This window comes from Agreia bicolorata (assembly GCF_000938265.1).
Taxonomy (GTDB): Bacteria; Actinomycetota; Actinomycetes; order Actinomycetales; family Microbacteriaceae; genus Agreia; species Agreia bicolorata.
This window is the reverse complement of sequence record NZ_JYFC01000002.1, coordinates 545573-570884: the sequence shown is the minus strand read 5'-3', so window position 1 is coordinate 570884 and position 25312 is coordinate 545573. Positions and strand designations below refer to the sequence as shown.

Genomic DNA, 25312 nt, shown 5'->3' with positions numbered 1-25312 from the left:
CTTGTATGAGCGCACGGCGCCCGCGCGCGCCCCGCGTCAGCGCACCGTGAACGATTGGCGGCCGATGCGCACGACGCCGCCGACGCCGACGCCATTTCTCTCTCCAGGCCGGAGCGGAGTCGGCGATCCGCCCGGCTGCACGATCACGGTGCCGTTGCCCGAGTCGAGATCCTCGATCCACAGACCGCGGGCGTCGATCTCGAACCGAGCGTGCACTTTCGATACCGACCGCCCCGGGTCGTCGACACTCACCAGCTGCAGGGATACGTCGCCTCCCGTGTCTCGCGGCGCACGTCCGATGAGCCCCATGCCCGCAATCGTGACGGCCTGGCCAGTGCTGAACTCGAGAACGAACGTCGACGGCGGGGCGGGCGTCGACTCCGCCTGTTCCTCTGGCAGCGGCCACGGCTCGACGTACGGAATTCGCGAGGACCGCGCGTTCCAGACTCCGGTGTCTGCTGCGCCGGGAAAAGGAGGGAGCCCAGGCTCAGCCACGACGCTCTCCCCCTCGACCGGACGCACCTGAACGTGCTGACAGCGATCGAAGTCGCGTTGCGGCACGGATGCGTTGCCACCGAGTGTATTCCCTTGCCCACGCGACCCTGAGTATCGCCAGGTCCGACCAGTACTGGTCGGCCTCGCGAACGTCGATCCGCTCGTCGGCGAAGACGGCCGCGTCGGCCCGTCGGGCGAATGTCTGCAGGTCGACGGCGCCGACGGCCCGCGCGGCCTCGAGCCTGGTCGCGGTCGCCGGCACGTCATAGCCGTAGTCGAGACCGGTGTCGACGAGCTCCTGCCATCCGCCGGCGATCCGGGAGACGGCATCCGGTCTCCGTCGGCGACGTCGGCGTCGCGCCAGTTTTGCACCCGCGATGAGAATCACCGGCGCGAAGACGATCAAGACCACCAGGGCGACGACGCCCACGACGCGCACGATGCCGAGCACCGCGGGCCAGAACGCATCGGGGTCGTCCGCCTTCTTCTGATCGGCCTCCGGTCGGTTGGGCTCGACAGGCGTGTCGTCCGCTGCGGGCGGCGGCGGGATGACCACCTGCGGTCTCGAGACCTGCTGCTTGGTATCCGGCAGCTTCTCGGGAATCGGCCGGTCTTCGGGCGTCGCGTCGATCGCGACCCATCCGTAACCCGCGAGATCGACCTCCACCCAGGCCGACACATCCGAGCCTGTCACCGTGCTGGTGCCGGCCGGAGGCGCGAAGCCCAAGACCACCCGAGCGGGAAAACCCAGCTCGTCGGCCATGAGCGCGACCGTCGTGGCGTACTGCTCGGCATCGCCCAGCATCAACGGCGCTGTCAACAACTCCGTGATCCGATCGGCAGAATGACCCGAACGACTGTAGGGCCGGCCGTCGTCGGTGCCATGGCTGATGTATCCGGATGCCTTGATCGCGTCGACGACGGCCGCCAGCTTCTCGCCGGGTGCGTCGAGTCCCTGGGTGTCGTCGGCGACCGCGGTCGCGATGGCATCGGGAACATTACTCGGCTGCGGCACGGACGCATCGCCCGGCTGAGCCGCTCGCAGTTCGTCGTCATCGGGTGCGGACGGCACGATCGCCTCGACCGTGTAGCTGTCGCCTTCCCGAACTCCGCCCAGAACGGCCGCAGTATTCGACGTGCGGTTGTAGTAGAACGCGTCGGCCAGCTGCGAGGCGCGCGATCCGCTGAAGGTGACCCGTTCCACGTCGCCCGTCGTCGGAAGCCACACTCCTCGATACCCGGACACGACGATCGTGGCAGACACGGGCGTCCCCGATTCGCCCGTTCTGTCGATCGTCGACGGCACGCGGGCGAAGAAGCCTGATGCACTGTCGCTCGACTCGTCGCCGACGCTGTACACGACGCCGTTGTAGGTGTCGAGTGCGGCGAGTCGGATGCGCGCACCGTCGGGAAGTCCCTCGATATCGAAGAGCGGCGCACCCGCCGCTTCAGCGTTCCAGTACGAGCGGAATCCGCTGAGCGGGCTCGCGTAGTCGCGCGGGTCGAAAGGCCGCTCGACCGCCGACCGCACGACATCGCGCGACCCCTGGGGCGCGAACACCCCGGCAGCCGAGACCCCGGCCACCACGGCGACAGCGAGCACGATGACGGCTGCGATCACCGGGCGCGCCGACCCTCGTCGGTCGGGAGCGAACCCGGGCGCCCGAGCATCCGATTCGGTCTGGCCCGCGAGCAAAGCGATCGCCCGTCGCCTCGCTCGTCGCGCACGCCAGGTCATCCAGGTGATGGCGACCACGAGAAACGCGACTGCCGGAACGAAGGGAGACCACGCGACCTCCGGACCGAGCGCGAGGCCCGTGACGGCGACGGCGACAGGAATGAGCACGGCGATATCGCCACGCCGCGATCTCAGCACGAGCGACAGGCCCAGCACGGTTCCGCCCAGAAGCAGCACGAGCGCTGGCGCCAGAAGGGATTGGTAGCTCGAGACGGGGAGGTCGACCGTGACGAGCTGCTTCCACGCCAGGGCGGTTCCGGTCACGAGGTCGCGCACGCCGTCGAAGCTCGGCAGCACCCCGAAGATCGCTCGTCCTGGCACGGCAAGAGCCACGCCGAAGACCAGGAAGACGGCGACGGATGCTGCGAAGACGACGTAGCCGGGCCACCTCAGCAGCGCGCCTGTCCAGGCGACGACGACACCCAGAGCGAGTGCCGCGGCGGCCAGAGCGATGAGCCGAGGAGTCTGATAGACGGGCCACAGCGTCGACGCTGCCACAGCCATCAACACCACGAAGAACACGGTGTCGGCCGCGGCGGACCGTCGGTCGAAGGCGGGTGGTCGTCTCACGATGCGGCCCTCGCGAGAGCCTTCTGCACGTCATCGAGGTAGCCGACGGTGAGGACGCGCAGTTCGCCGACCTGACGGAGACTGGGAACGATTCCCGGGTTGCAGACGATCGCGAGCACCTCGACTCCGGGAGGGAACGCGGCGGAAGCGCTTCGCAGTTGCGCTGCAGTCGATTCCGAGCCGCAGACGATGATGGCGACGGATGCCCCGGAGACCGATTCCGCGCTGCCCCGCGCGAGGGTGACGAGGCCCGAGGCCCGCGGGCTGTGATCGACGCGGGCGAGATCGTCGAGCAGCCTCGCCCTGCTGAGTGAGCTGAGCCGCTTCGGGGTGTTCACAGCCCGCCGGGCGAACTCGGGTGTCTCGTCGCTGGCGAGAACGGAGACATCGCGCGCATCTCGGATGGCTCGGATGCCTATCGAACCGGCAACGCTCACGGCGAGCTCGAACTCCTCTTCGGAGTGGTAGTCGGCGCTGGCCAGCGACAGGGCGATCACCAGGTGGCTGCGCCGCGTCTCTTCGAATTGACGAACCATGAGCTGGCCCGTTCTGGCCGTGCTCTTCCAGTGAATGTGCCGACGATCGTCGCCTGGGGCGTATTCACGCAGCGCATGGAACGAGACATCGGAATCGGTGAGATCGCGGGTGGGGTTGCCCTCGAGGTCGCGGATGAGTCCGGTGCTGGTGGCGGGAATCGGAACGGTCACGGGATGCACGAACAGATCAAGGTGCGAGGTCCACACGTATTCGCGGCGCAGGAGGCCCACGGGATCCGCCCTGACCGTTCGCACGGGGCCGATCCGTACCACCCCGCGCCGCGAGGTCGGTATGGAGAACTCCCTGATCGTTCTGCCATCTCTGGGGATGCCTCCGAGGTAGAACTCGGCCAGTCCCCGCCCCACAGGCACCTCCGACTTCACGGGCGGAAGGCGGAAGCGACTGGGATTGCGCACGGTGAGCGTCGCGCGCGCCACCTCGCCGACCACAACCCGGTCGCGGTCGATCGAGAGCCCGATGTCGTACGAGTTGCGTCCAAGGAGAAAGAAGACCCCGAGAACAAGCAGCGCGAAACCGGTGAACGCGACCACGACGAGCTCGATCCACCCGAGCAGGTACCCGAAGAGGCCGCCGAGCACGACGACGACAGCGATCGAAAGCCCGAGGCCCGTCACGGTCGCCGAAACCCATCGCCCGGCGCGTTCCGCCGATGTTCGAATCGTCCGCGCGGCGCGGCGCATCCGAAGACGCGCGGTCAGCCGAACGTCGTCGACTGCGTCCCCCGCCGCCCGCGTTCTGGTGTACGCGTTGGTTCCGGTCAGGCCCGTGAGGTCGCGCTGCGACTCGGTCGCGCCGGATGCCGCCTGCTCGCGTGCGCGGCGCGCGGCTCTGCGGCCGAACGCCGTTCTTCTCGCGCGTACCTCGCGCCGCGGTCGCTCCGATGCCCCGGAGCCGTCGGCCTCGGTCGCGCGCCGTGCTTCATCGCTCACACCGACTGCGCCCTGTCGGTGGGCGGCGGGGTCTCGAGCAGGATCTGCCCGATGACGCTGGCGGCGGTGACGCCGTCGAACTCCGCCTCGGGATCAAGCACCAGCCGGTGGGCCAGCACGTTCTCTGCGAGCGTCTTCACATCATCGGGGGTCACGAAGTGCCGCCCCTGTGCCGCCGCCCACGTCTTCGATGTACGCACGAGGGCTACGGCGCCGCGCACGCTCGCGCCGAGACGAACCTCGACAGCGCCCCTCGTCGCATCCACGATGTCGGCGACATAGTCGAGCACGGCGTGACCGACGTGCACGGTGCGGGCGAGATCGGCCATCTCGACGATGTTGGCGCTCGTCACTACGGCTGGAATGGTGCTGTCGTGCGTGCGTGTCGCCGCGCCCTCGAGAATCGCGATGGTCGACGAGCGGTCGGGGTAGCCGAGCGAGGCCTTCATCATAAAGCGGTCGAGCTGGGCCTCCGGCAGTCGGTAGGTTCCCGCCTGCTCGATGGGGTTCTGTGTCGCGACGACCATAAAGGGGCGGCCCACGCCGTGGGTGGCGCCGTCGATCGTCACTCGGCCCTCTTCCATGACCTCGAGCAGGGCCGACTGTGTCTTGGGGCTCGCCCTGTTGATCTCGTCGGCCAGAACGATCGACGCGAAGATCGGGCCGCGGTGAAACTCGAACACGCCCTGCTTCTGGTCGTAGATGCTCATACCGGTGACGTCGCCCGGCAGCAAATCGGGGGTGAACTGGATTCGGCTCGACGTTCCCTGCACGGTCTGCGCCATGGCTCGAGCCAGCGAGGTCTTTCCGGTGCCCGGCGAGTCCTCGAGCAGGAGATGCCCCTCGCTCAGCAACGTGGCGAAGGCCAGCTTCACGACGTGGGTCTTGCCGAAGACGACGCGCTCGACGTTCGATACCAGTCGACCGAACACGTCGGCGAACCAGACGGCCTGTTCGCGGGTCATGGTCATGCTCGTACTCCTGATGTCATCGTCGCCGGGGCCTCAGCCGCACAGCTTGCCGCTGCCGCGCTGGCGCAGCTCGTTCTGGTCGGTACCGTTCGTAAAGTCTCCCCCATTGCCGATCGTGCGAACGACCACCTCCTGGGAGTCCTCAAATCCGCTCAGTGCCGGCACCGTGGGATCGTCGGACCAGCTCGACCAGATTCCGGGGATACCGGCGACCGACGATCTGAAGGAGTACTGGAAAGTCCAGGAGACGGAGCCGGGGCTCTCGAGCGCCGCTGACACGGAACTGCCGGCCACGCACGAGGTGACCGTCGCGTTCGCGTTCACGGGGCTGAGAGCATTCGTGGGCGCTGCGGCTTCGCTGCATCGGGTGGTTCCATCGCTCGTGATGCACGAGGTGAAGGTCCACGGGCCGGCTCCGGTCAGCGGCGATCCGGCCGAGACCGCCCCACCGCCCGACACCTGCACGGTGTACTCCGACGCGTTGGTGTTCGGCAGCGGAGTCGGCGTGGCGCTCGCCACGGCCACGCCATAGAGGCCATCGACGGGGCTCTGATACGTGAGAGACACCGTCGGCGGATCAGGCGGCACCAGCACTCGCACGCTGCCTGTCTGCGCCGAAGAACAGCCCCACCCATTGTCGGCATAGACGACGTAGACGAACCGGGATCCGATGTCGTCGTGGTTGCTCGGCAGAACAACGCCGGGCGAGACGGCGGGCGAACCGGATGCCTGGCTGCAGCTCGGCACGGACGCCGTCGCCTCGTAGCGCACCACCGAGTACGTCACGTTCGATCCGCCGTTGGCACCGAAGGCCGACCAGTCGACCCGCACGGATCCGGCGTTGTCGACGATCGTCGCCGAGACAGCGGTGGCAGAGGGACGACCCGCGGCGGTGACGGTGCCTGAGTTCGACCTGTTCCACGGGATCTGACCGGGATAGAGCGCATCGGCACCGTTCTCGGCCCACACCTCGGCCGTGTACTCGGTGCCAGGAACACCCTTGTAGCGCAACGAGGTCGCCGAGCGGTCGAGCGTGACCGTCGATCCCCCGATCTGCACCTGCACGCGCTGCACCGCGCTTCCCGGGGTCGGGTCGGCGATCGGCTTCCACGACACGATGACGTAGCCCTCATTCGACTGCGTCTGGTCGGCGGCCTCACGGGTGATCGTGACCTGCTGCGGGGGCGCGGGGATGTAGTCGCTGCGCATCGGAGCGCTGCGAGCGCTGGGCGCCGACTGCCCGTACTGGTTCACCGCGATCGAGTAGAACGTGTAGTTCTTGCCCGCCTGCAGGTCGGTGAGCAGGCAGGTGGCCGAGGCGCCGCAGTCTTTCGAGTATCCGCCGTTGTCGTCGCTGCGGATGATGAACGACGTGATGGGGGCTCCGTTGGGATACGGAAGGGGCGCCGCCGACACACTGAGCTGTCCGTTCACGAACCCGGCACCGGAGAGCACAGGTGCCACGGGCTGGTCCGGCACGTCGACGATCGTGATCGTGACCGTTCCCCAGGTGGCGCGCGCCGGGTCTTTCGTGGCGTCGGCGACCTGGTACTGCATCGTCACCTGGCCCGTGGCCTTGAGGTCGAGCTGAGGCGACACGGTGACAGAGAGCGTGCTCTTGTCTGCACTCGGAGTGACCTGTACACCGGCCGGCACGGCTCCCTGTACGGCGACGACGGTCAGAGGCTTGTCGGGGAACGGATTGGTGGCCGCGTCATTCTCGAGAACGGGGATGGTCGCCGTCTCGCCGCGACGGATCGTGAGGCTGTCGGCCCCGGGGCTCACGAGGGGTCGAGTCGAGGTGACGACCGAGAGTCTGACGATGCCGGCCTTTCCCTCGCTCTTCTCATCGCGCACGCCCACCGTGAACTCTGAGCCGCTGCCGACCTTGGCATCCGGTGCCGCCGCGACCGTGAGCTGCGTGCCCGAGAGCGATGCAGAGAACCCGGAGCCCGGCTGGGAGTTGAGCGCGTAGACGAGCTGATCCAGGTCGTCGGGATACGGATACTTGGTGAGGTCGCGGAGCTCGATCACTCGGCTGTCACCCGGCTGCAGTCCGAGTTGGGCGCCGGAGAAGACGGGGGGCTGGTTGTCACGAGGGGTGACGGTGATCGCGAGCACGATCACGGCCTTGTGCCCGTTCGGATCATCGGGACCAGACCCGTCGGTGACCTCGAACGACAGGGATGCCGGGCCCCAGTACCCGTCGCGACTCGTGAACCGCAGGGTGCGGGAGTCGACCACGAGATTCGTTCCGTCGGCGTTGCTTGCCTTGACTGTGGCCTCGTCGGTCAGACGCACCTGCCTGCCTCCGGCCGCGACCACGTAGTCGTTGATGTCGATCGACAACGTGTCGCCGCTGAGAACCTGCAGCGGTTTGGCCGTCGTGCGCAATTCGGGCAGCGCGTCTTCGAGACCGGGCACCCAGATGAACGCGGTGGCGTTCACACTGGGATCGTCGGATCGGGAGACGACGAACGGAATGATCTGGCTCTTCTGCTGCACGGTGACGCGCACCCGGTCGTTCTGCAGCACCGACGCCGTCGTGTCGTACCCCGGCACCAATGACAGCGCGAGCGAACCGACATCGCCCTCCGCATAGAAGACCCTGCGCATCACATCGACCGTGACCTCGTCGCGGCCCTGAATGTCGGTCAGATTCAGCACGGTGTCGTCGGCCTCCGGCCGCACCGGAGGCGCGTCGGCGTCGACTCGAACGCGAAGCCAGGCAGACGCCTGCTGGCCGCCGTCGTTCTGAATCGTGTAGAGCACCGCGTAGTCGCCCTCGGCCTCGGGCGCATGGAACGTGATGCGGTCAGCCGACTTGGGCACATCGACGGCGACGACGGCGGACTCCACGCCGGTGACGTGAAGCGGGCTGGCATTCGGGTCGGAATCGTTCTCCAGCACCCGCACGGTGATGGCGGTGCCCGGGGTCGTGACGACCACGTCGTCGACCGCGACGGGAAGGCTCGCCGTGTCGAAACTCGGACTGACGCCCACCCGAACGATGCCGGTCGCGCGTGCGCCGAGGCTGTCGACCACCTCATACGAGAACGTGTCCGTTCCCTGTGATGCGGCACCCGCCGTGTAGTTCAGCACGTCGCCCGCGACGGTCACGTTGCCCTGCGACGGATTCGAGGCGGCGCCGACCAGCCTCACGGAGTCGCCATCGGCATCCATGTCGCCCAGCGGCACCGGAATCGTGACGGTGTCGCCGGCCAGAACGCGGGCCGACAGGGTCGGCGGCACCGGCGCCGTGTTTGTGGCGGCATCGGCCTCTCTCACCGCTATCGTCACCTGGGCGGTGTCGAATTGCACGTCTGCCGTCGTGTCCAAACGGTAGATGGCCGTGTAGTCGCCCGGCTCGTCGGGCGCCAGATAGCGCAGGTGGTTGCCGGAGACGAACAGCAGCCCGCCGCCCGCCGGAACGTTCTGCACGAGCTCGGGGTCGAGTACGAGCGGCTTGCGATTCGGATGCTCGTCGTTGGCCACCACGGGAATATCGATGACCTCGCCCACACGCACCGAGACGCTGTCGGCCACTGCGACGGGCGCCTGCAGCCTCTTCGGCTCTGGCACCTGGTACACAGTGACGACACCCTCGGCGCTCGAGAATCCATTCGTGGCCGTGTAGGTGAACGTCACCGGTGCGTCGAGAGGGTTGTTGAGCCTGACGCGCAGGATGCGGTGCTCGATGACCTCGACGACGACGCCGGATCCCGCTGGAACGCCGGTTACACCCGCGATGCTCAGCACTCCCCCGGCAGGGTCGATGTCGGTGGCCAGCACGTCGACCATGTCGGTCTGCTGCTGGTAGAGGAACGCGACCGTCGGAACCGTGATCGGCTTGGTCGAGGCATCCGGTGCCGCGGCGATGTCGACCCGGATGATGCCCGTCGCCGTCTGCTGCGCCGCGTCGGTGACCGAGTACGACAGGTAGTGCACTCCCGCGTTCTGAGCCTGGAAGCGGAACGTGCCCTTGGCGTAGTTGGGTGTGATCTTCGCCTCGGGGTAGTCGGCGACATTGCTGAGGCGAATGACACCCGTGCCCCCGCGCACGTGAGAGAGCGGAGCGATCTGCAGTTCCTGGCCGGTGTAGCCCTGCACCAGGAATCCATCGGTCAGAATCGGAACGGAGCCGGGATCAGACACGGTGACCCTCACCTGACCGGTACCCGACAGGCTGAAGTCGGAGACCTGCAGGCCGATGTCCTTCTCCGCCGCCGCGGTGCCTCCGTCGCGGAAGTCGAGCTCTCCCGCCGGCGAGAACGATACGCGGTCGGGCTCGCCCGTCTGCGCGTCCTCCAGGTACATCGGGTCACCGTCGGGGTCGTACCAGTCGCCGAGCACGTTCGCGGTGAAGACGCCCCCGGCAGCCACGGTCGCCTTCGTCGTCCTCGCCTGAACAGGCGCCGAGTTCTCACCCGGCGCGCGTACCGTCACGGAGACAGTGCTCGACGCGGTGCCGCCACGGCCGTCGGAGATGGTGTAGTCGAACGAGAAGGTTCCGGATGCCTGCGGCGTCAGCGTGACCTGGAGCTGCTGCGCCGTGCTGACGAGGTCGATCCGCCCGATCGCGGGGTCGATCTCGGAGGTCGCCGTGATCGAGAGAACGTCGCCGTTCGGGTCGTAGTCGTTGAGAAGCACAGGCAGAATGCTCGATACGCCGGGCCGGGCGCCGAAGTCGTCGGGGTTGGCCACGGGCGGCTGCTGGTCTTTGACCAGTTCGGGCGGAGTGTCGTCGTCGACCTCGTTGTCTTGTTGAGGATCATCGTCGTCGTCGATCAGCTGGCTCCAGTTGTCGATGAGTCGGTTCTCGTGCTGCACCGCCCAGACTCGGCCGGCGCCGCGATCGTTCAGAACGACATAGCGTCCGTTGCTGCGAAACGCCAGATCGTCGTCGGCCGAGACACCGGCCAGCTGCCCGCGCACCGCATCCGTCGACCCGCAACGCTGCCAGGTCGAGCCGTCGGCCCAGGCCGCGTACACGCATCCGTCGTCGACGAGCGGCTGCGTCGGGCGGCCATCGGTGCCGTCGACCAGCTGCTCGACGGCGCCCGACGACGTATCGATGCCGAGCAGCCCGCCGGTGTAGGCCAGCAGCACAGCCCCGCCTGCCGTGGTCGGCGCGGCCAGCCGAAGCTCGGCAGACGAGGCGATGCGATCAGACAGGTCGACCTGCGTTCCGCCCACCACCAGCTCACGGCTCGTCACATCGAGAACGGATGCGACGCCGCCGGTACGCGTGATCTGAAGCTCGTCGGAATCCTGCAGGTCGAGACCGGCGACCGCCTCGGAGCGGGGCTCGGCACCGGAGGAGAGATCGGCCGTCACGAGCCGCTGCGACTGACGGTCGAAACCCACCAGCGTGCCCGTATCATCGACGGCCACGACGCTGCCCGCATCGAGGCTGAGCAGCGGCTGCGCCGTGGAATCGAATGCATCGAGATTGGCCTCGCGCACCACCCAGACCTCGCCCGTGGTTCCCGAGTGAATGACGACCTGGCCGTCGACGAGCGTGACATCGGGGTCGCCCGCCGGCAGCGGAATCGTGGAAGTGACCTGCGACGACGCGGGATCGATGATCTGAAGGGTATTGCTCGTGTGGTTGTGCGCGAGCACGGTCTCGCCGCGCTGCAGCACATCGATGTCGCTGCCCTCGCTCGTCACCACCGTGTTGAGCTCGAAAACGTCGGTGTTCGCACGCCCGACCACCTGACGCGAGCCGTTGGTCACCCAGACCGACGCGTCGTCGAGTTCGAGTTTCTGTTCGGTGTAGCCCGTCGACACGAGCGCGATGGCGAGCACGACGGCGGTGACGACGAGCACACTCGCCGTGGTGATCGCCTGGGAGGCGTGTGCGCGGAGCCAGCGGAAGATCATCCGCCGTCTCCGGCCGATGCGCACTTCTCGGCCGACGGATCGCCGAGTCGGCCGTCTCTCGAGACGCGCACGGTGATGCACTCGGGAACCTGAGGCTCGGCCTGAACCGTGAATTCGTTCGCCGACTGAGTCGACGTCGAGCCGTCCGCGGAGCGGATCACGTAGAGGTCACCGTCTGCGAGGCCCGGATCGCGCCAGGAGAAGACGATGGTGCCGGCGTCGGCACTCGCGCGGATGTCGCTGACGTTCGGAATCGACGTGTTGAGCGCACCCAGTACGAGCACGACCGCCGCGACGACCGCAGCCACCAGCACCACTGCGCTGCCGATGACGGCCGCAATCACCCCGGGCTTGCGCAGAGGCTGTGCCCTGGCGGCCGTCGCCTGCCTGATGACGGTCACGCTCGAATCGGTCGAGTCTCGCACCGTGTCTCCCCGGCGTCCGCGGTGACGCGCGCGTGCCTCGCCGGCACCGCGCACCGAAACGCCGCCCTGCGCCGCCTTCGTGAGCGGCGCCGCCGTCGCTGCCCGCTGCGATGCACGCGGGAATGCCTCGTTCGAGATGTCGGCCGACGTCTGCGGAAGCGAGAGCGTCGACTCGATGAGCTGCAGGCCACGAACCACTTCGAGCACGCTCGCCGGGCGCGCTGCAGGGCTCTTGCTCATGCACGAGGCGAGGAGCCTTTCGAGCTCGGCGGGAACATCCGGTCGGCCCGTGGGCGGCACCCGGTCGCGACCGACGATGCGACGCTGCAGATCGTCGCGAGTGTTGCTCTTGCCCGGATACTCGAAGGGGCTGCGGCCGGCCAGCATGGAGTAGAGGGTCGCCGCCAGCGACCAGACCTCACTGCGCACCGTTCCTCGTGTCTCGGATTGCAGCACCTCCGGCGCCGACCACGGCACACTCATGCCCTCGGCCTCATCGCGGTCGGCCTCGGCCACAGTGGCCGCGATGCCGAAGTCGGCGAGCACGGGGTGGTTGTACTGCGTGATGAGAATGTTCGACGGCTTGATGTCGCGATGCAGAAAGCCGAGCCGGTGGGCGCTCTCGAGCGCGCTGCCGATCTTGACTCCCGCGGTGAGCACCTCTGCCAGGGGAATGCGCTCGGTCTTGTACCTCGTGCCGAACGACGACGGGCAGTACTCCATAACGAGATACGGGCGGCCGTCGGGCGCGATGCTCGCAGCGTGAACAGTGACGACCGACGGATGCGTCGCGAGTTGCGACATCAGATTCGCCTCGGAGAGGAACATCGCGCGCACGCTGTTGCTGGCCACGCCGGGCAGCAGAACCTTGACGGCGACGTCGGCCCGAGGCAGCGCCTGCTCATAGAGGAAGACATCGGCGAAGCCACCCTTGCCCAGCGCGCGAAGGTGCGTGTAGCCCGCGAGAACCGGCGGCTGTGACGGCAGCCTGCGAGCCATGGGTGTTCCTCTTTCGAGACGGGTACGTGGGGCGGGGCGAAAACCTCTTGACTGTCCCCCGAAAGCCGTCCCCCCACTGTACCTATGCCATCACCGGCATGGTCTACTCCGAACGTCGAACCGCGTGCCCCCAATCAGGGTGACACGACTCAGTCGAAGCGGGGAAGAGTGGTGTCGGCGTCGGCGTCATCGTCGCTTCGTACCACCTCGACGACGAGGGTGGTCACGTTGTCTCGTCCACCCGCTGCAAGCGCGGCCTCGAGGAGCAGACCGGCGGCATCGTCGGCGTCGGTCGCCTCCGACAGAAGCAGGCGGATGAGATCGACATCGACCTCCTTCGTGAGTCCGTCGGAGCAGATCAGGAGCCGGGAGCCCTGCGAGACCGGGATAAACCACAGATCAGGCACAGGGTTCTTGCCGAATCCCACCGCTCGCGTGATGATGTTCCGGTTCGGATGAGACTCCGCCTCGATCGCGGTGATTCGGCCCGAGTCGACCATCGCCTGTACGGCCGAGTGATCGACCGTCAGCTGCGTCAATACCCCGTCGACGAGCGAGTACACGCGGGAGTCGCCGATATTGAAGACCGCCCAGTACGGCTTCTGCCCCTGCATGGTGAGCGCGATTCCGGTGACGGTCGTACCGGATCCGGCCCGGTCATGGATGCCGGCGATCGCACCGATGTCGTCACTCGCCTGACGGAGCGCCTGGGCGATCTCGTCTGTCGAAGCGAAGTCGCCCGAGATGTTCTCGGCGAGCCGCGCGACGACGGCCGCGCTCGCCTCGTCGCCGGCAGCGTGGCCTCCCATGCCATCGGCGACAGCGAAGACGGGCGCCGCAGCAAGATAGCTGTCTTGGTTGCCGGCGCGTTTCAGCCCGGTGTTCGTCTGGGCGGCCCACGAGAGCCCCAGGTGGCCTCCGCCGTCAGGAAGCGCGATGGTGGCCGCACCCACGGTCGAGGCTGCAACGCTCACCACGATGCGCCCGATCGCTCGACGATCTCGAGCACGACGTCGTCGCCCAGGTCGAGCAGAGTTCCGACCGCGACCACGCGGCTCGCCCCGGGGCTGAGCAACGATGGGGCGGCGCCGGGCGCACGCACCCGGGTTCCATTCGTCGATCCGAGGTCGCGCACAACGACGGCACGGCCCTCCTGCTGAATTTCGACGTGGGTCGAGCTGACCTCGCGCCGAGGCGACGGCACGGCGACGAGTTCGGGCACGAGACCTGATGTGATGCGCGGGCTCTTCGGGGATCGACCGACGTAGACGGCGCGGTCGAGGGCGACAGTACGGCCGTCGGGAAAAGACACAGCGAGGATGCTTGTGGCACCGCCGGATGCCCCGGCCGGCTCGATCCGCGTTCGTCGGCTGCCGGTCGGGGAAACCCCGGCATTGACGTGTGCACTGGCCGAGATGCTCGGGATGGCTGGCAGTGCAGGGGGAAGAAGGGGCGTGCCGGTCACGACGGGCGCGGAGGCAGGTGCAGCGCCGCCTGTCGGTGACTCCGGACGGGATCGCCCCGGGCCGATGACCGTATCGGCGGAGGCATCCGGATCATCGATCACGTCGGCCATCGCGGCCGGCTGCCCCAGGATGGTCTGGTCGTCGATGTCGGCCTGTCTGATTTCGGCACCCGCAAGGGCAGGCTGACCGATGATCGTGTCGTCGACATCGTTGCCCGTTCGCATCAGCGGCTGAATCACCGCGTCGCCGGCGGCGACGATTCCGTCGGCGTGAAGAACCGTGTCGTCGTCGATGCCTGCCGTGTCGTCGAGCTCCATCGACGTGACGCCGCCGATGACCTCGCCCACGTGCGCGGAAACCGGCATACCGGTATGCCGCAGCCAGACCTTCACAGATACCTCGGCCCCCACCAGCAGCTGCACGACGCCATCGGCCGATCGTCGAAGCTGGCTCGCCTTCGGATCGATGACATCGGGGTGAATGTGAAGCGTCACCGGCATGTGCCACTCGACGCGCATCAACCCAGCACTCACCTGAACTCCCGCCCCACCGTCGACGGTCGTCGTCGCCTGTCGCGGCTCAGTTTATTACGTTGGAGGTCACCGCTGTTGATGCACCGACGGCATAGGCTCGTGCCTGTGCCAGAGGCTGTTGAGAGGATGCTGCCGTCGAAGACGGTCGCCCGGCTGACACCCGATCCGTTCGTCGCCGGAGCGCTGACGTTGAGCCTCGATTCGATGCCGCAATCACACATCTCGCCGCGCGATCCACGTCACCTCTTCTACGACTACGTGAGACGCATGGGAACGGCTATAGACCTGGCCGCGCACGCGGCCGAACCGATCAGCGTGCTGCATCTGGGGGCCGGGGCGCTCACGCTTGCACGCTACGTCGCCGAGACTCGACCGGGGTCGCACCAGCTCGCAGTGGAACACGAGAGCGGGCTCGTGCCATTCGTTCTCGAGGAAGCTCCCCTGCCCCGATCCGCGGAGATCGGGCTGATCGAGAACGATGCGCTCGTCGCGCTCCGCACGCTCGCGGCACCCGAATCGATGTGGCGCGCGCGTGCCGACATCGTGGTCTGCGACGTGTACGCAGGCCTCGAGACTCCCGCTCATCTCGTGACACCGGCCTTCTTCGAGGCTGTGCGGAGCGTTCTGGCCCCCGGCGGAACCGTTCTCGTGAACGTGGCCGACGACGCAGACCTGGCTCGGAGCGAGACACAGATCGCGGCGCTCTCCGAGGTCTTCCCCGTCGTAGCGATGATCGGCCCGTCCGCCGTGCTCGACGGTCGCGAGGCGGGCAACATCGTGCTTCTTGCCGGGTCCGACCCGGCCGTCATCGATCGGATGCCGGCCCTCGCGGCCGCTGGGCCGCATCCGGTCGCCTGGCGGGCCCAGTAACGCAGAAGAGCCCCTCACCGCGAACGGCGAGGGGCTCTTCTGTGCAGGAGCTACTTAGTTGTAGGTTCCCGGGGTGTAGTCGTCGCTCGAGAAGCTGTCGAAGTCGACGAACGACAGGTCGGCCTCTGAGAACGACGCGTCGTCGGTGAAGATGCGGTTCGGGTAACGCTCCGCCTTCGCCTCATCGGTCGCCTCGACGGCGACGTCGCGGTAACGCGGCAGTCCCGTTCCGGCGGGGATGAGCTTACCGATGATGACGTTCTCCTTCAGACCCATCAGCGGGTCGGACTTGCCCTCCATGGCGGCCTGCGTGAGAACACGCGTGGTCTCCTGGAACGACGCGGCCGACAGCCACGACTCGGTCGCGAGGGACGCCTTGGTGATACCCATGACCTCCTGGCGAGCGGATGCCGTCTTCTTGCCCTGAGTGAGCGCCTCGCGGTTGAGCGTGTTGTAACGCGCCCGGTCGACGAGCTCGCCCGGCAGCAGGTCGGTGTCACCGTGCTCGACGACAGTCACCTTGCGGAGCATCTGACGAACGATGACCTCGATGTGCTTGTCGTGAATCGGAACACCCTGCGAGCGGTAGACGCCCTGGACGCCGCCGACGAGGTGCTTCTGCACCTCGCGGACACCCTTGACGCGCAGAACCTCCTTGGGGTCGACAGCACCGATGATGATCTGCTGTCCGAGCTCGACGTGCTGACCGTCTTCGATGAGAAGCGTCGAACGCTTCAGCACCGGGTAGGCGATCGGCTCATCGCCGTTGTCGGGCGTGAGGATGACCTTGCGGCTGCGGTCGGTGTCTTCGATGTGCACGCGGCCTGCGGCTTCGGCGATCGGGGACGCACCCTTGGGGGTACGAGCCTCGAACAGCTCCTGCACACGGGGCAGACCCTGCGTGATGTCATCTGCGGATGCCGAACCACCGGTGTGGAACGTACGCATCGTGAGCTGCGTTCCGGGCTCACCGATCGACTGGGCCGCGATGATGCCGACGGCCTCGCCGATGTCGACGAGCAGACCCGTGGCAAGCGAGCGGCCGTAGCAGGCAGCACACACACCGACGGCCGACTCACACGTGAGAACGGAGCGCACCTTGATGATGTTCACTCCGGCCGCAACCAGCTTGTCGATCAGAACGTCTCCGACGTCGTCGCCGGCCTCGGCCACAACAGTGCCCTTGGAGTCGATCGCGTCGGCCGCAAGCGACCGGGCGAACACCGAGTTCTCGACGTTCGGGTCCTTGGTCCACTTGCCGTCTGCACCCTCGATCGCGATCGGCAGATCGAGACCCTTGGTCGTGCCACAGTCGTCTTCACGGATGATGACGTCTTGCGACACGTCGACGAGACGACGCGTGAGGTAACCCGAGTCGGCCGTACGGAGGGCCGTGTCGGCCAGACCCTTGCGGGCACCGTGCGTCGCGATGAAGTACTCGGCGACCGAGAGTCCTTCGCGGTAGCTCGAGATGATCGGGCGAGGGATGATCTCACCCTTCGGGTTGTTCACGAGGCCTCGCATACCGGCGATGTTGCGCACCTGCAGCCAGTTACCACGAGCACCGGAGGTCACCATGCGGTTGATGGTGTTGTCCTTCGGGAAGTTGTCGCGCATGGCCTGCGCGACCTCCTCGGTTGCCTTGGTCCAGATCTGGATGAGCTCCTGGCGACGCTCGAGGTCGGTCGTGAGACCCTTCTCGAACTGGCCCTGAACCTTGGCGGCCTGCTTCTCGTAGCCCTGAACGATCTCGCGCTTGTTCGGCGGAGTCAGGATATCGGAGAGCGCAACGGTCACACCTGAACGGCTGGCCCAGTAGAAGCCGGCGTCCTTGATGCGGTCGAGCGATGCAGCGACCTCGACCTTGGGGTAGCGCTCGGCGAGGTCGTTGACGATCTCCGAGAGCTGGCCCTTGTCGGCCACAGCCTGGATGTACGGGTAGTCGGCCGGAAGCGCCTCGTTGAAGAGGGCGCGACCCAGCGTGGTCTCGACGATGACGGGTCCGTCGACGTAGTCGGCCGGGCCCTCATTCTCGCCGAAGTGCACGTCGTGCAGACGGATCTTCACGGGTGCGTTGAGGTCGAGCGACTTCTGGTCATGCGCCAGGATCGCCTCGGCGACGGAGGAGAACGCGCGGCCTTCGCCGATCGCCCCTTCTTTCACCGTGGTGAGGTGGTGCAGACCGATGATCATGTCCTGTGTGGGCAGGGTCACCGGGCGGCCATCGGACGGCTTCAGGATGTTGTTCGACGCGAGCATCAGGATGCGCGCCTCGGCCTGGGCCTCGACCGACAGCGGCAGGTGCACGGCCATCTGGTCGCCGTCGAAGTCGGCGTTGAACGCCGCACAGACGAGCGGGTGCAGCTGGATGGCCTTGCCCTCGACGAGCTGAGGCTCGAAGGCCTGGATGCCCAGTCGGTGAAGCGTCGGTGCGCGGTTCAGCAGAACGGGGCGCTCGCGGATAATCTCCTCGAGCACGTCCCACACCTGCGGACGGCTGCGCTCGACCATGCGCTTCGCGGCCTTGATGTTCTGAGCGTGGCTCAGATCGATCAGACGCTTGATCACGAACGGCTTGAACAGCTCGAGTGCCATCTGCTTGGGCAGACCGCACTGGTGCAGCTTGAGCTGGGGACCGACGATGATGACCGAACGACCGGAGTAGTCGACGCGCTTTCCGAGCAGGTTCTGGCGGAAACGACCCTGCTTTCCCTTGAGCATGTCGCTCAGGGACTTCAGGGCGCGGTTGCCGGTACCGGTGACGGGGCGACCACGACGACCGTTGTCGAACAGGGCGTCGACGGCCTCCTGCAGCATGCGCTTCTCGTTGTTCACGATGATCTCGGGGGCCCCGAGGTCGAGCAGGCGGCGCAGACGGTTGTTGCGGTTGATGACACGACGGTAGAGGTCGTTCAGGTCGCTCGTTGCGAAGCGGCCACCGTCGAGCTGCACCATCGGGCGCAGCTCCGGCGGGATCACCGGAACGACATCGAGAACCATGGCGGCCGGCGAGTTGCCGGTGGCCAGGAACGACGACACCACGCGCAGGCGCTTGATGGCACGGATCTTCTTCTGGCCCTTGCCCTCGGCGATCTGCAGGTGAAGGTTCTCACCCTCGGTCACCAGATCGAAGGCCTCGAGGCGCTTCTTGATGGCCTCGGCACCCATATAGGCGCTGAAGTACTGGCCGTAGCGGTCCTGGAGCTCGTGGAAGACGGCGTCCTCCGGCTTGAGCTCGCCGACCTTGAGGCTGCGGAAGTCCTCCCAGACGCGCTCGAGCTGACCGATCTGCTCGTCGTACGCCTTGCGGGTCTGTCCCATCTCCTTCTCGGCGGAGTCCTTCGTGCGACGCTTCTGGTCGCTCTTGGCTCCCTCGGCCTCGAGGGCCGCGAGGTCGGTCTCGAGCCGCTGGAGGCGGTTCGCGATCGTGGAGTCTCGCTGGTCGGACAGGGTCTTGATCTCGAGACGGAGCTCGTTCTCAAGGCCGGGCATGTCTTCGTGGCGAGCATCCTCGTCGACCGAGATGATCATGTACGCGGCGAAGTAGATGACCTTCTCAAGGTCTTTCGGCGCCATGTCGAGCAGGTAGCCCAAGCGCGACGGAACGCCCTTGAAGTACCAGATGTGGGTAACGGGGGCGGCGAGCTCGATGTGGCCCATACGCTCGCGACGAACCGAGGACTTGGTGACCTCGACGCCGCAGCGCTCGCAGACGATTCCCTTGAATCGCACCCGCTTGTACTTGCCGCAGGAACACTCCCAGTCACGGCTCGGCCCGAAGATCTGCTCTCCGAAGAGACCGTCCTTCTCGGGCTTCAGCGTGCGGTAGTTGATCGTCTCCGGCTTCTTTACCTCACCGTGTGACCACTTGCGAATGTCGTCTGCCGTGGCAAGACCGATTCGCAGTTCGTCAAATGTTGTAACGTCCAGCAATGTTTTCTCTTCTCCTGAAGGTTGCGTCAGCTAAGTAACTAAGCCGGATCAGATGTCGTCGATCGACGACGACTCGAACCGGGTGGAGATGTTGATGCCGAGCTCTTCTGCAGCACGGAAGACCTCGTCGTCCGTGTCGCGCAGGCTCACTGCCGTTCCATCTGCCGAGAGGACCTCGACGTTCAGGCACAGCGACTGCATCTCCTTGATGAGCACCTTGAAGCTCTCGGGAATACCGGGCTCCTGGATGTTCTCGCCCTTGACGATCGCCTCGTAGACCTTGACGCGGCCGAGGATGTCGTCGGACTTGATGGTCAGGAGCTCCTGGAGCGCGTACGCGGCTCCATAGGCCTCGAGGGCCCAGACCTCCATCTCACCGAAACGCTGTCCACCGAACTGTGCCTTACCACCCAGCGGCTGCTGCGTGATCATGGAGTACGGACCCGTCGAACGCGCGTGGATCTTGTCGTCGACGAGGTGGTGCAGCTTCAGGATGTACATGTAACCGACCGAGATGGGCTCGGGGTACGGCTCACCGGAGCGGCCGTCGAACAGACGGGCCTTTCCGGAGGAGCCGATGAGACGGTCGCCGTCGCGGGTCGGGGTCGTCGAGTCGAGCAGACCGGCGATCTCTTCCTCAAAAGCACCGTCGAACACGGGGGTCGCGACCTTGGTGTTCGGAGCAGCCTTGCGGGCCTGCTCGGGCAGCTCGGCAGCCCACTTGGGCTTGCCTTCGACCTCCCAGCCCTGCTTGGCGATCCAGCCGAGGTGGGTCTCGAGGACCTGGCCGAAGTTCATTCGACCGGGGATTCCCAGCGGGTTCAGCACGATGTCGACGGGGGTTCCGTCGGCCAGGAACGGCATGTCCTCGACCGGAAGGATCTTGGAGATGACGCCCTTGTTGCCGTGACGGCCGGCGAGCTTGTCGCCCTCGGTGATCTTGCGCTTCTGGGCGATGTAGACGACAACACGCTGGTTGACGCCCGAGCCCAGCTCGTCGTCGTTCTCTGCAGAGAACTCCTTGACGGCGATGATCGTGCCCTGCTCACCGTGGGGAACCTTCAGCGACGTGTCGCGAACCTCGCGGCTCTTCTCGTTGAAGATGGCGCGCAGCAGGCGCTCCTCGGCGCTGAGCTCGGTCTCGCCCTTGGGCGTGACCTTGCCGACGAGGATGTCGCCGGGGCGGACCTCGGCACCGATGCGGATGATGCCGCGCTCGTCGAGGTCTGCGAGCAGCTCCGGCGACACGTTGGGGAGGTCACGGGTGATCTCCTCTTTACCCAGCTTCGTGTCGCGCGCGTCGACCTCGTACTCCTCGATGTGAATCGAGGAGAGCACGTCGTCTTTCACCAGGTTCTGGCTCAGGATCATCGCGTCTTCGAAGTTGTAGCCCTCCCACGGCATGAATGCCACGAGCAAGTTCTTTCCGAGCGCGAGCTCGCCGTTCTCGGTGGCGGGACCATCGGCCAGGACCTGGCCGACCTCGACCCGCTCGCCCTCGGCGACGATCACACGGTGGTTGTAGCTGGTGCCCTGGTTCGAGCGGTCGAACTTGCGCAGGTAGTAGTCCTGCGTTCCGCCCTCGTCGAGCTGCACGGTGACGACGTCAGCCGAGACCTCGGAGACGACACCCGCCTTGAGCGTGGTGACCACGTCTCCGGCGTCGATGGCCGCGTAGCCCTCCATACCGGTACCCACGAGCGGGCTCTCGCTGCGCAGCAGCGGAACGGCCTGGCGCTGCATGTTCGCACCCATGAGGGCGCGGTTGGCATCGTCGTGCTCGAGGAAGGGGATGAGCGAGGTCGCGACCGACACCATCTGGCGCGGCGAGACGTCCATGTAGCCGATGTCCTCGGCCGGGAACAGGTCGACCTCTCCGCCCTTGCGGCGGGCGAGGACGCGGTTCTCCGCGAAGCGGGCCTCACCGGTGAGCGGCGCGTTGGCCTGGGCGACGATGTACTCGTCTTCTTCGCTGGCGGTCAGGTAGTCGATGGTCGCCGTGACCACGCCGTCGACGACGCGACGGTACGGGGTCTCGATGAAACCGAACGAGTTGATGCGCGCGAACGAGGCGAGCGAACCGATCAGACCGATGTTCGGGCCTTCAGGGGTCTCGATGGGGCACATACGGCCGTAGTGCGACGGGTGAACGTCTCGCACCTCGACACCGGCGCGCTCACGGCTCAGACCGCCCGGGCCCAGCGCGGAGAGGCGACGCTTGTGCGTCAGACCCGCGAGGGGGTTGTTCTGGTCCATGAACTGCGACAGCTGGCTGGTTCCGAAGAACTCCTTGATCGCGGCGACGACGGGGCGCACGTTGATCAGGGTCTGCGGCGTGATGGCCTCGATGTCCTGAGTCGTCATACGCTCGCGAACGACGCGCTCCATACGGGACAGACCCGTGCGGACCTGGTTCTGGATGAGCTCGCCGACGGCGCGGATGCGACGGTTTCCGAAGTGGTCGATGTCATCGACGTCGAGACGGATGTCGACCTTCTTGCCCTCGCGGGTGCCGGGGATCGTCGTCTGGTTGTCGTGCAGGGCGACCAGGTACTTGATCGTGGCGATGATGTCCTCAACCGTGAGCACCGAGTTGCTCAGCGCGCTCTCGATGCCGAGCTTGCGGTTGATCTTGTACCGACCGACCTTGGCCAGGTCGTAGCGCTTCGAGTTGAAGTAGAAGTTGTCGAGCAGCGCACGCGCGGCCTCGGCAGCGACCTGCTCGCCCGGACGGAGCTTGCGGTAGATGTCCTTCAGCGCCTCTTCTTTTGTGAGGATCGTGTCCTTCTCGAGGGTGGCCTCGATGGATGCGTATCCCTTGAACTCGGAGAGGATCTCTTCGCTCGTCAGGCCGAGGGCCTTGAGGAAGACGGTGACGCTCTGCTTGCGCTTGCGGTCGATGCGAACGCCGACCTGGTCGCGCTTGTCGATCTCGAACTCGAGCCATGCACCACGGCTCGGGATGATGCGCGAGGAGTAGATGTCTTTATCGCTCGTCTTCTCCTGGGCGCGCTCGAAGTAGACACCGGGGCTGCGCACGAGCTGCGAGACGACGACACGCTCGGTGCCGTTGATGATGAACGTGCCGCGCTCGGTCATGAGCGGGAAGTCGCCCATGAAGACGGTCTGCGTCTTGATCTCACCGGTCTGGTGGTTCATGAACTCGGCCTCGACGTAGAGGGGCGCCGCGTAGGTCTTGCCGCGCTCCTTGCACTCGTCGATCGTGTACTTCTCGGGCTCGAGGAACGGAGCGGTGAAGCTCAGCTGCATCGTTTCGCCGAGGTCCTCGATCGGGGAGATCTCTTCGAAGATCTCCTCGAGTCCCGAGTTGTTGGCGAGGTCTTGACGACCGGCCTTCTTCGCCTCGGCGACGCGCTCTTTCCAGATGTCGTTGCCGACGAGCCAGTCGAAGCTCTCGGTCTGCAGGGCGAGCAGATCCGGGACCGTCAGAGTGTCTGTGATCTTCGCGAACGAGAGACGCGATGCGTTTCTCCCGGTCTTGGGTGAGTTGGTGGTTGCGTTGCGCGCAGCAGCCAAGGAAATAACCTCCGTGGACCCCGTCGGGTCTCAGTACTGTCGGTTGACTAATAAGGATGTTTCATTTGCGATCGCACCCGGCTTCGACCTACATTTGTCAAGAAGTTCGGGGATGTAAGACCATGGCTGCCGACCGCGATATGAGGGCATGGTTTTACTGGGAGCGCAAAGGTCAACTATAGGTGAATCCGACGCGCCTGTCCACCGCTTTTCTTGATTAGTTTCTGAATCTCCGGTATAACCGCGTTCGCCCCCGTTCCCTGAGCACGGCGCAGGGATACTGGAACCATGAGCAGATCAACGCGAGGCGCCGATCGGGCCGAGCCCGAGCATCCATCGGCCACCCTCTCGAAAAGCGGCTTTCACGCCCGGATCGAGTCCGATCGATACTCGCCCGGCAGCTTTCTGCTCGTCGTCGATGGCACGCCGCAGTCGCACGTCGACCTCGACGACCCCACCCACCTGAACTTCGAGTACGTGCGCCGCATCGGCCACGGCATCGATCTGCTGCGCCCCGAGGGCGAGGCGATCACCGCCGTTCACCTCGGCGGTGGCGGCCTCACCCTCCCCCGCTACGTCGCCGCGACGAGGCCCGGCTCGCGGCAGCAGGCCGTCGAGTACGAAAGCGATCTCGTCGATCTCGTGCGCCGGGAGCTTCCCCTGCCCCGCGACGCGCAGATCCGCATCCGGCACGGCGACGCGCGCGAGGTGCTCGCCGCGTTCCCGCCCGGGCTGGTCGGCAACGTCGACCTGTTGGTGGTGGATGTCTTCTCGGGCGCGCGCACGCCGGCCCACGTCACGAGCGCCGAGTTCTACACTCTCGGCCGCACGCTGCTCGCCGATGACGGCATGGTCGCGGTGAACGTCGCCGACGGCGCCGGCCTCGCCTTCGCCCGCGGGCAGGCGGCCACCCTGTCGAGCGTCTTCGAGCACGTATCGATCGTTCTCGACTCTCAGATGCTGAAAGCCAAGCGCTTTGGCAACGTGGTCATGTTCGGGTCGAACTCTCCCCTGCCGTTCGAGCGAATGCCGCGACTCGTGGCCGGCGACCCCGTCGCATCCAAGGTCGTCACGGGTGCCGAACTGCGAAACTTCATCGCCGGTGCGCCCGTCGTCACCGACCAGACCGCGGTCAAGTCGCCTCCGCCGGGGCGCAGCATCTTCCAGATCAAGCCCTGACCACGGCACGCAGACAGGAGCGACCATGAGCATCCGACGAACCACCTCGGCCCTCGCCGCGAGCGCCGTCGCACTGCTCGTGCTGGCCGGATGTGAGGCGCCGCGCCCCGAGCGCACGGTCGCGACGGCGACGCCGCCGGCTTCCGCGTCGGCCACTCCGACGTCGGCGCCGACCACCACCCCCACGACTCCCCCGCTCACAGGCTCCTATACGCCCACTGGCGAGCTGACCGCGCTTGCCAACGGCCTCGCGGCGCCATGGTCGATCGCGCCCGTCGGGGCCGACGGCATCCTGATCTCTGAACGCGACTCCGCGCAGATCGTACTCGTCGACCCTGCGGGGCAGAAACGCGCCATCGGCGGTGTGGGCGGCGTTGCGGCGGCAGGCGAGGGTGGCCTTCTCGGCATCGCTGTGCACGGCGACGGCGCCGAGCACCGCCTCTTTGCGTATTTCACGACCGACGGCGACAACCGGGTCGTGTCGTTCCCGCTCACCGGGGCCGGAGCATCCCTTGCACTCGGACCGGCGACCGAGGTCATCACCGGCCTACCCAAGGCGTCGAACCACAACGGGGGCCGCATCGCGTTCGGCCCCGACGGCATGCTCTACATCACGACGGGCGACGCGAACCAGCGCGAGGGCGCTCAGGACCCGGGCTATCTGGGCGGCAAGATCCTGCGACTGGATGCCTCGGGCTCGGTCCCCACAGACAACCCGATCGCGGGCTCGCCGGTCTACAGCCTCGGCCACCGCAACCCGCAGGGGATCGCGTGGGGCCCGGACGGAACGATGTACGCCGCCGAGTTCGGCCAGGACACCTGGGACGAGCTGAACGTCATCGTGCCCGGCGCGAACTACGGCTGGCCCGTGGTCGAGGGCATCGACAGCGCCGATACGCGGTTCGTGGCACCCGTCGCGCAGTGGGGAACCGACGACGCCAGCCCCAGCGGCATCGCCGTCGTCGGCGACACGGTCTTTATGGCCGGTCTCGGCGGCGAGAGGCTGTGGACGATCGATCCGACCCAGGGAGCGCAGTCCCGGGAGTTCTTCGCAGGCCAGCTCGGGCGCATCCGCGACGTGCACTCAGCCGGCGATGGAAGCCTGTTGCTGATAACGAACAACACCGATGGTCGCGGAGAACCCCGTTCGGGGGACGACACGCTGTATCGAGTCACTCTCGCAGCGACCTCCGGATAGGGTTGTTCGCAGCCCGCGGGACCGA

13 protein-coding genes are annotated in these 25312 nt (G+C 66.6%); 3 read left to right on the top strand and 10 right to left on the bottom strand.

The genetic code is table 11. From position 1 onward, the window contains the following. Nucleotides 1–36 precede the first annotated feature (36 nt). The 8 genes from TZ00_RS19925 to TZ00_RS18715 form a co-directional block, all read right to left on the bottom strand. Nucleotides 37–495: an FHA domain-containing protein gene (locus tag TZ00_RS19925; RefSeq protein WP_161793736.1), complete on the bottom strand. Its 459-nt coding sequence runs from the start codon at nt 493–495 to the stop codon at nt 37–39. After that, on the bottom strand, nt 488–2803 hold the full coding sequence (locus TZ00_RS06090) for a transglutaminase-like domain-containing protein (RefSeq protein ID WP_052521340.1): 2316 nt from the start codon (nt 2801–2803) through the stop codon (nt 488–490). The genes TZ00_RS19925 and TZ00_RS06090 overlap by 8 nt, the downstream gene beginning before the upstream one ends. Continuing rightward, nucleotides 2800–4290 carry a DUF58 domain-containing protein gene (locus TZ00_RS06085; protein WP_238579596.1) on the bottom strand — a complete coding sequence of 497 codons (1491 nt, stop codon included), beginning with the start codon at nt 4288–4290 and terminating at the stop codon, nt 2800–2802. The genes TZ00_RS06090 and TZ00_RS06085 overlap by 4 nt, the downstream gene beginning before the upstream one ends. Next, the gene (locus TZ00_RS06080) at nt 4287–5261 is read right to left on the bottom strand and encodes an AAA family ATPase (protein ID WP_044439992.1); all 975 of its coding nucleotides are present in this window, start codon (nt 5259–5261) and stop codon (nt 4287–4289) included. The genes TZ00_RS06085 and TZ00_RS06080 overlap by 4 nt, the downstream gene beginning before the upstream one ends. A gap of 33 nt (nt 5262–5294) precedes the next feature. Beyond that, nucleotides 5295–11147, bottom strand: a complete 5853-nt coding sequence (locus tag TZ00_RS06075; protein WP_052521339.1) for an Ig-like domain-containing protein — start codon at nt 11145–11147, stop codon at nt 5295–5297. Then, nucleotides 11144–12571, bottom strand: coding sequence for a serine/threonine-protein kinase (locus TZ00_RS06070; RefSeq protein ID WP_044439991.1), 1428 nt, complete (start codon nt 12569–12571; stop codon nt 11144–11146). The genes TZ00_RS06075 and TZ00_RS06070 overlap by 4 nt, the downstream gene beginning before the upstream one ends. 149 nt (nt 12572–12720) lie before the next feature. Then, nucleotides 12721–13545, bottom strand: a complete 825-nt coding sequence (locus TZ00_RS06065; RefSeq protein WP_044440425.1) for a PP2C family protein-serine/threonine phosphatase — start codon at nt 13543–13545, stop codon at nt 12721–12723. Next, a complete protein-coding gene (locus tag TZ00_RS18715; RefSeq protein WP_152631096.1) occupies nt 13542–14537 on the bottom strand; it encodes an FHA domain-containing protein in 996 nt (331 codons plus the stop codon). Before TZ00_RS18715 ends, TZ00_RS06065 begins: the two co-directional genes overlap by 4 nt. A 138-nt stretch (nt 14538–14675) precedes the next feature. Here TZ00_RS18715 and TZ00_RS06055 point away from each other — a divergent pair, with 138 nt between their 5' ends. After that, nucleotides 14676–15440, top strand: a complete 765-nt coding sequence (locus tag TZ00_RS06055; protein ID WP_152631095.1) for a spermidine synthase — start codon at nt 14676–14678, stop codon at nt 15438–15440. Nucleotides 15441–15494: 54 nt separating this feature from the next. Here the strand turns inward: TZ00_RS06055 and TZ00_RS06050 are convergent, their stop codons facing one another. Both TZ00_RS06050 and rpoB read right to left on the bottom strand, forming a co-directional pair. Next, nucleotides 15495–19373: a DNA-directed RNA polymerase subunit beta' gene (locus tag TZ00_RS06050; protein ID WP_044439989.1), complete on the bottom strand. Its 3879-nt coding sequence runs from the start codon at nt 19371–19373 to the stop codon at nt 15495–15497. 48 nt (nt 19374–19421) lie between these two features. After that, nucleotides 19422–22910: a DNA-directed RNA polymerase subunit beta gene (gene rpoB / locus TZ00_RS06045; RefSeq protein ID WP_044439987.1), complete on the bottom strand. Its 3489-nt coding sequence runs from the start codon at nt 22908–22910 to the stop codon at nt 19422–19424. Between the two features lie 288 nt (nt 22911–23198). Between rpoB and TZ00_RS06040 the strand changes: the two genes are divergently transcribed. Both TZ00_RS06040 and TZ00_RS06035 read left to right on the top strand, forming a co-directional pair. Continuing rightward, nucleotides 23199–24089, top strand: a complete 891-nt coding sequence (locus TZ00_RS06040; protein ID WP_044439984.1) for a spermidine synthase — start codon at nt 23199–23201, stop codon at nt 24087–24089. Between the two features lie 25 nt (nt 24090–24114). Continuing rightward, complete coding sequence (locus TZ00_RS06035) at nt 24115–25287, top strand: PQQ-dependent sugar dehydrogenase (RefSeq protein WP_044439981.1); 1173 nt, start codon at nt 24115–24117, stop codon at nt 25285–25287. The last annotated feature ends 25 nt before the right edge of the window (nt 25288–25312 follow it).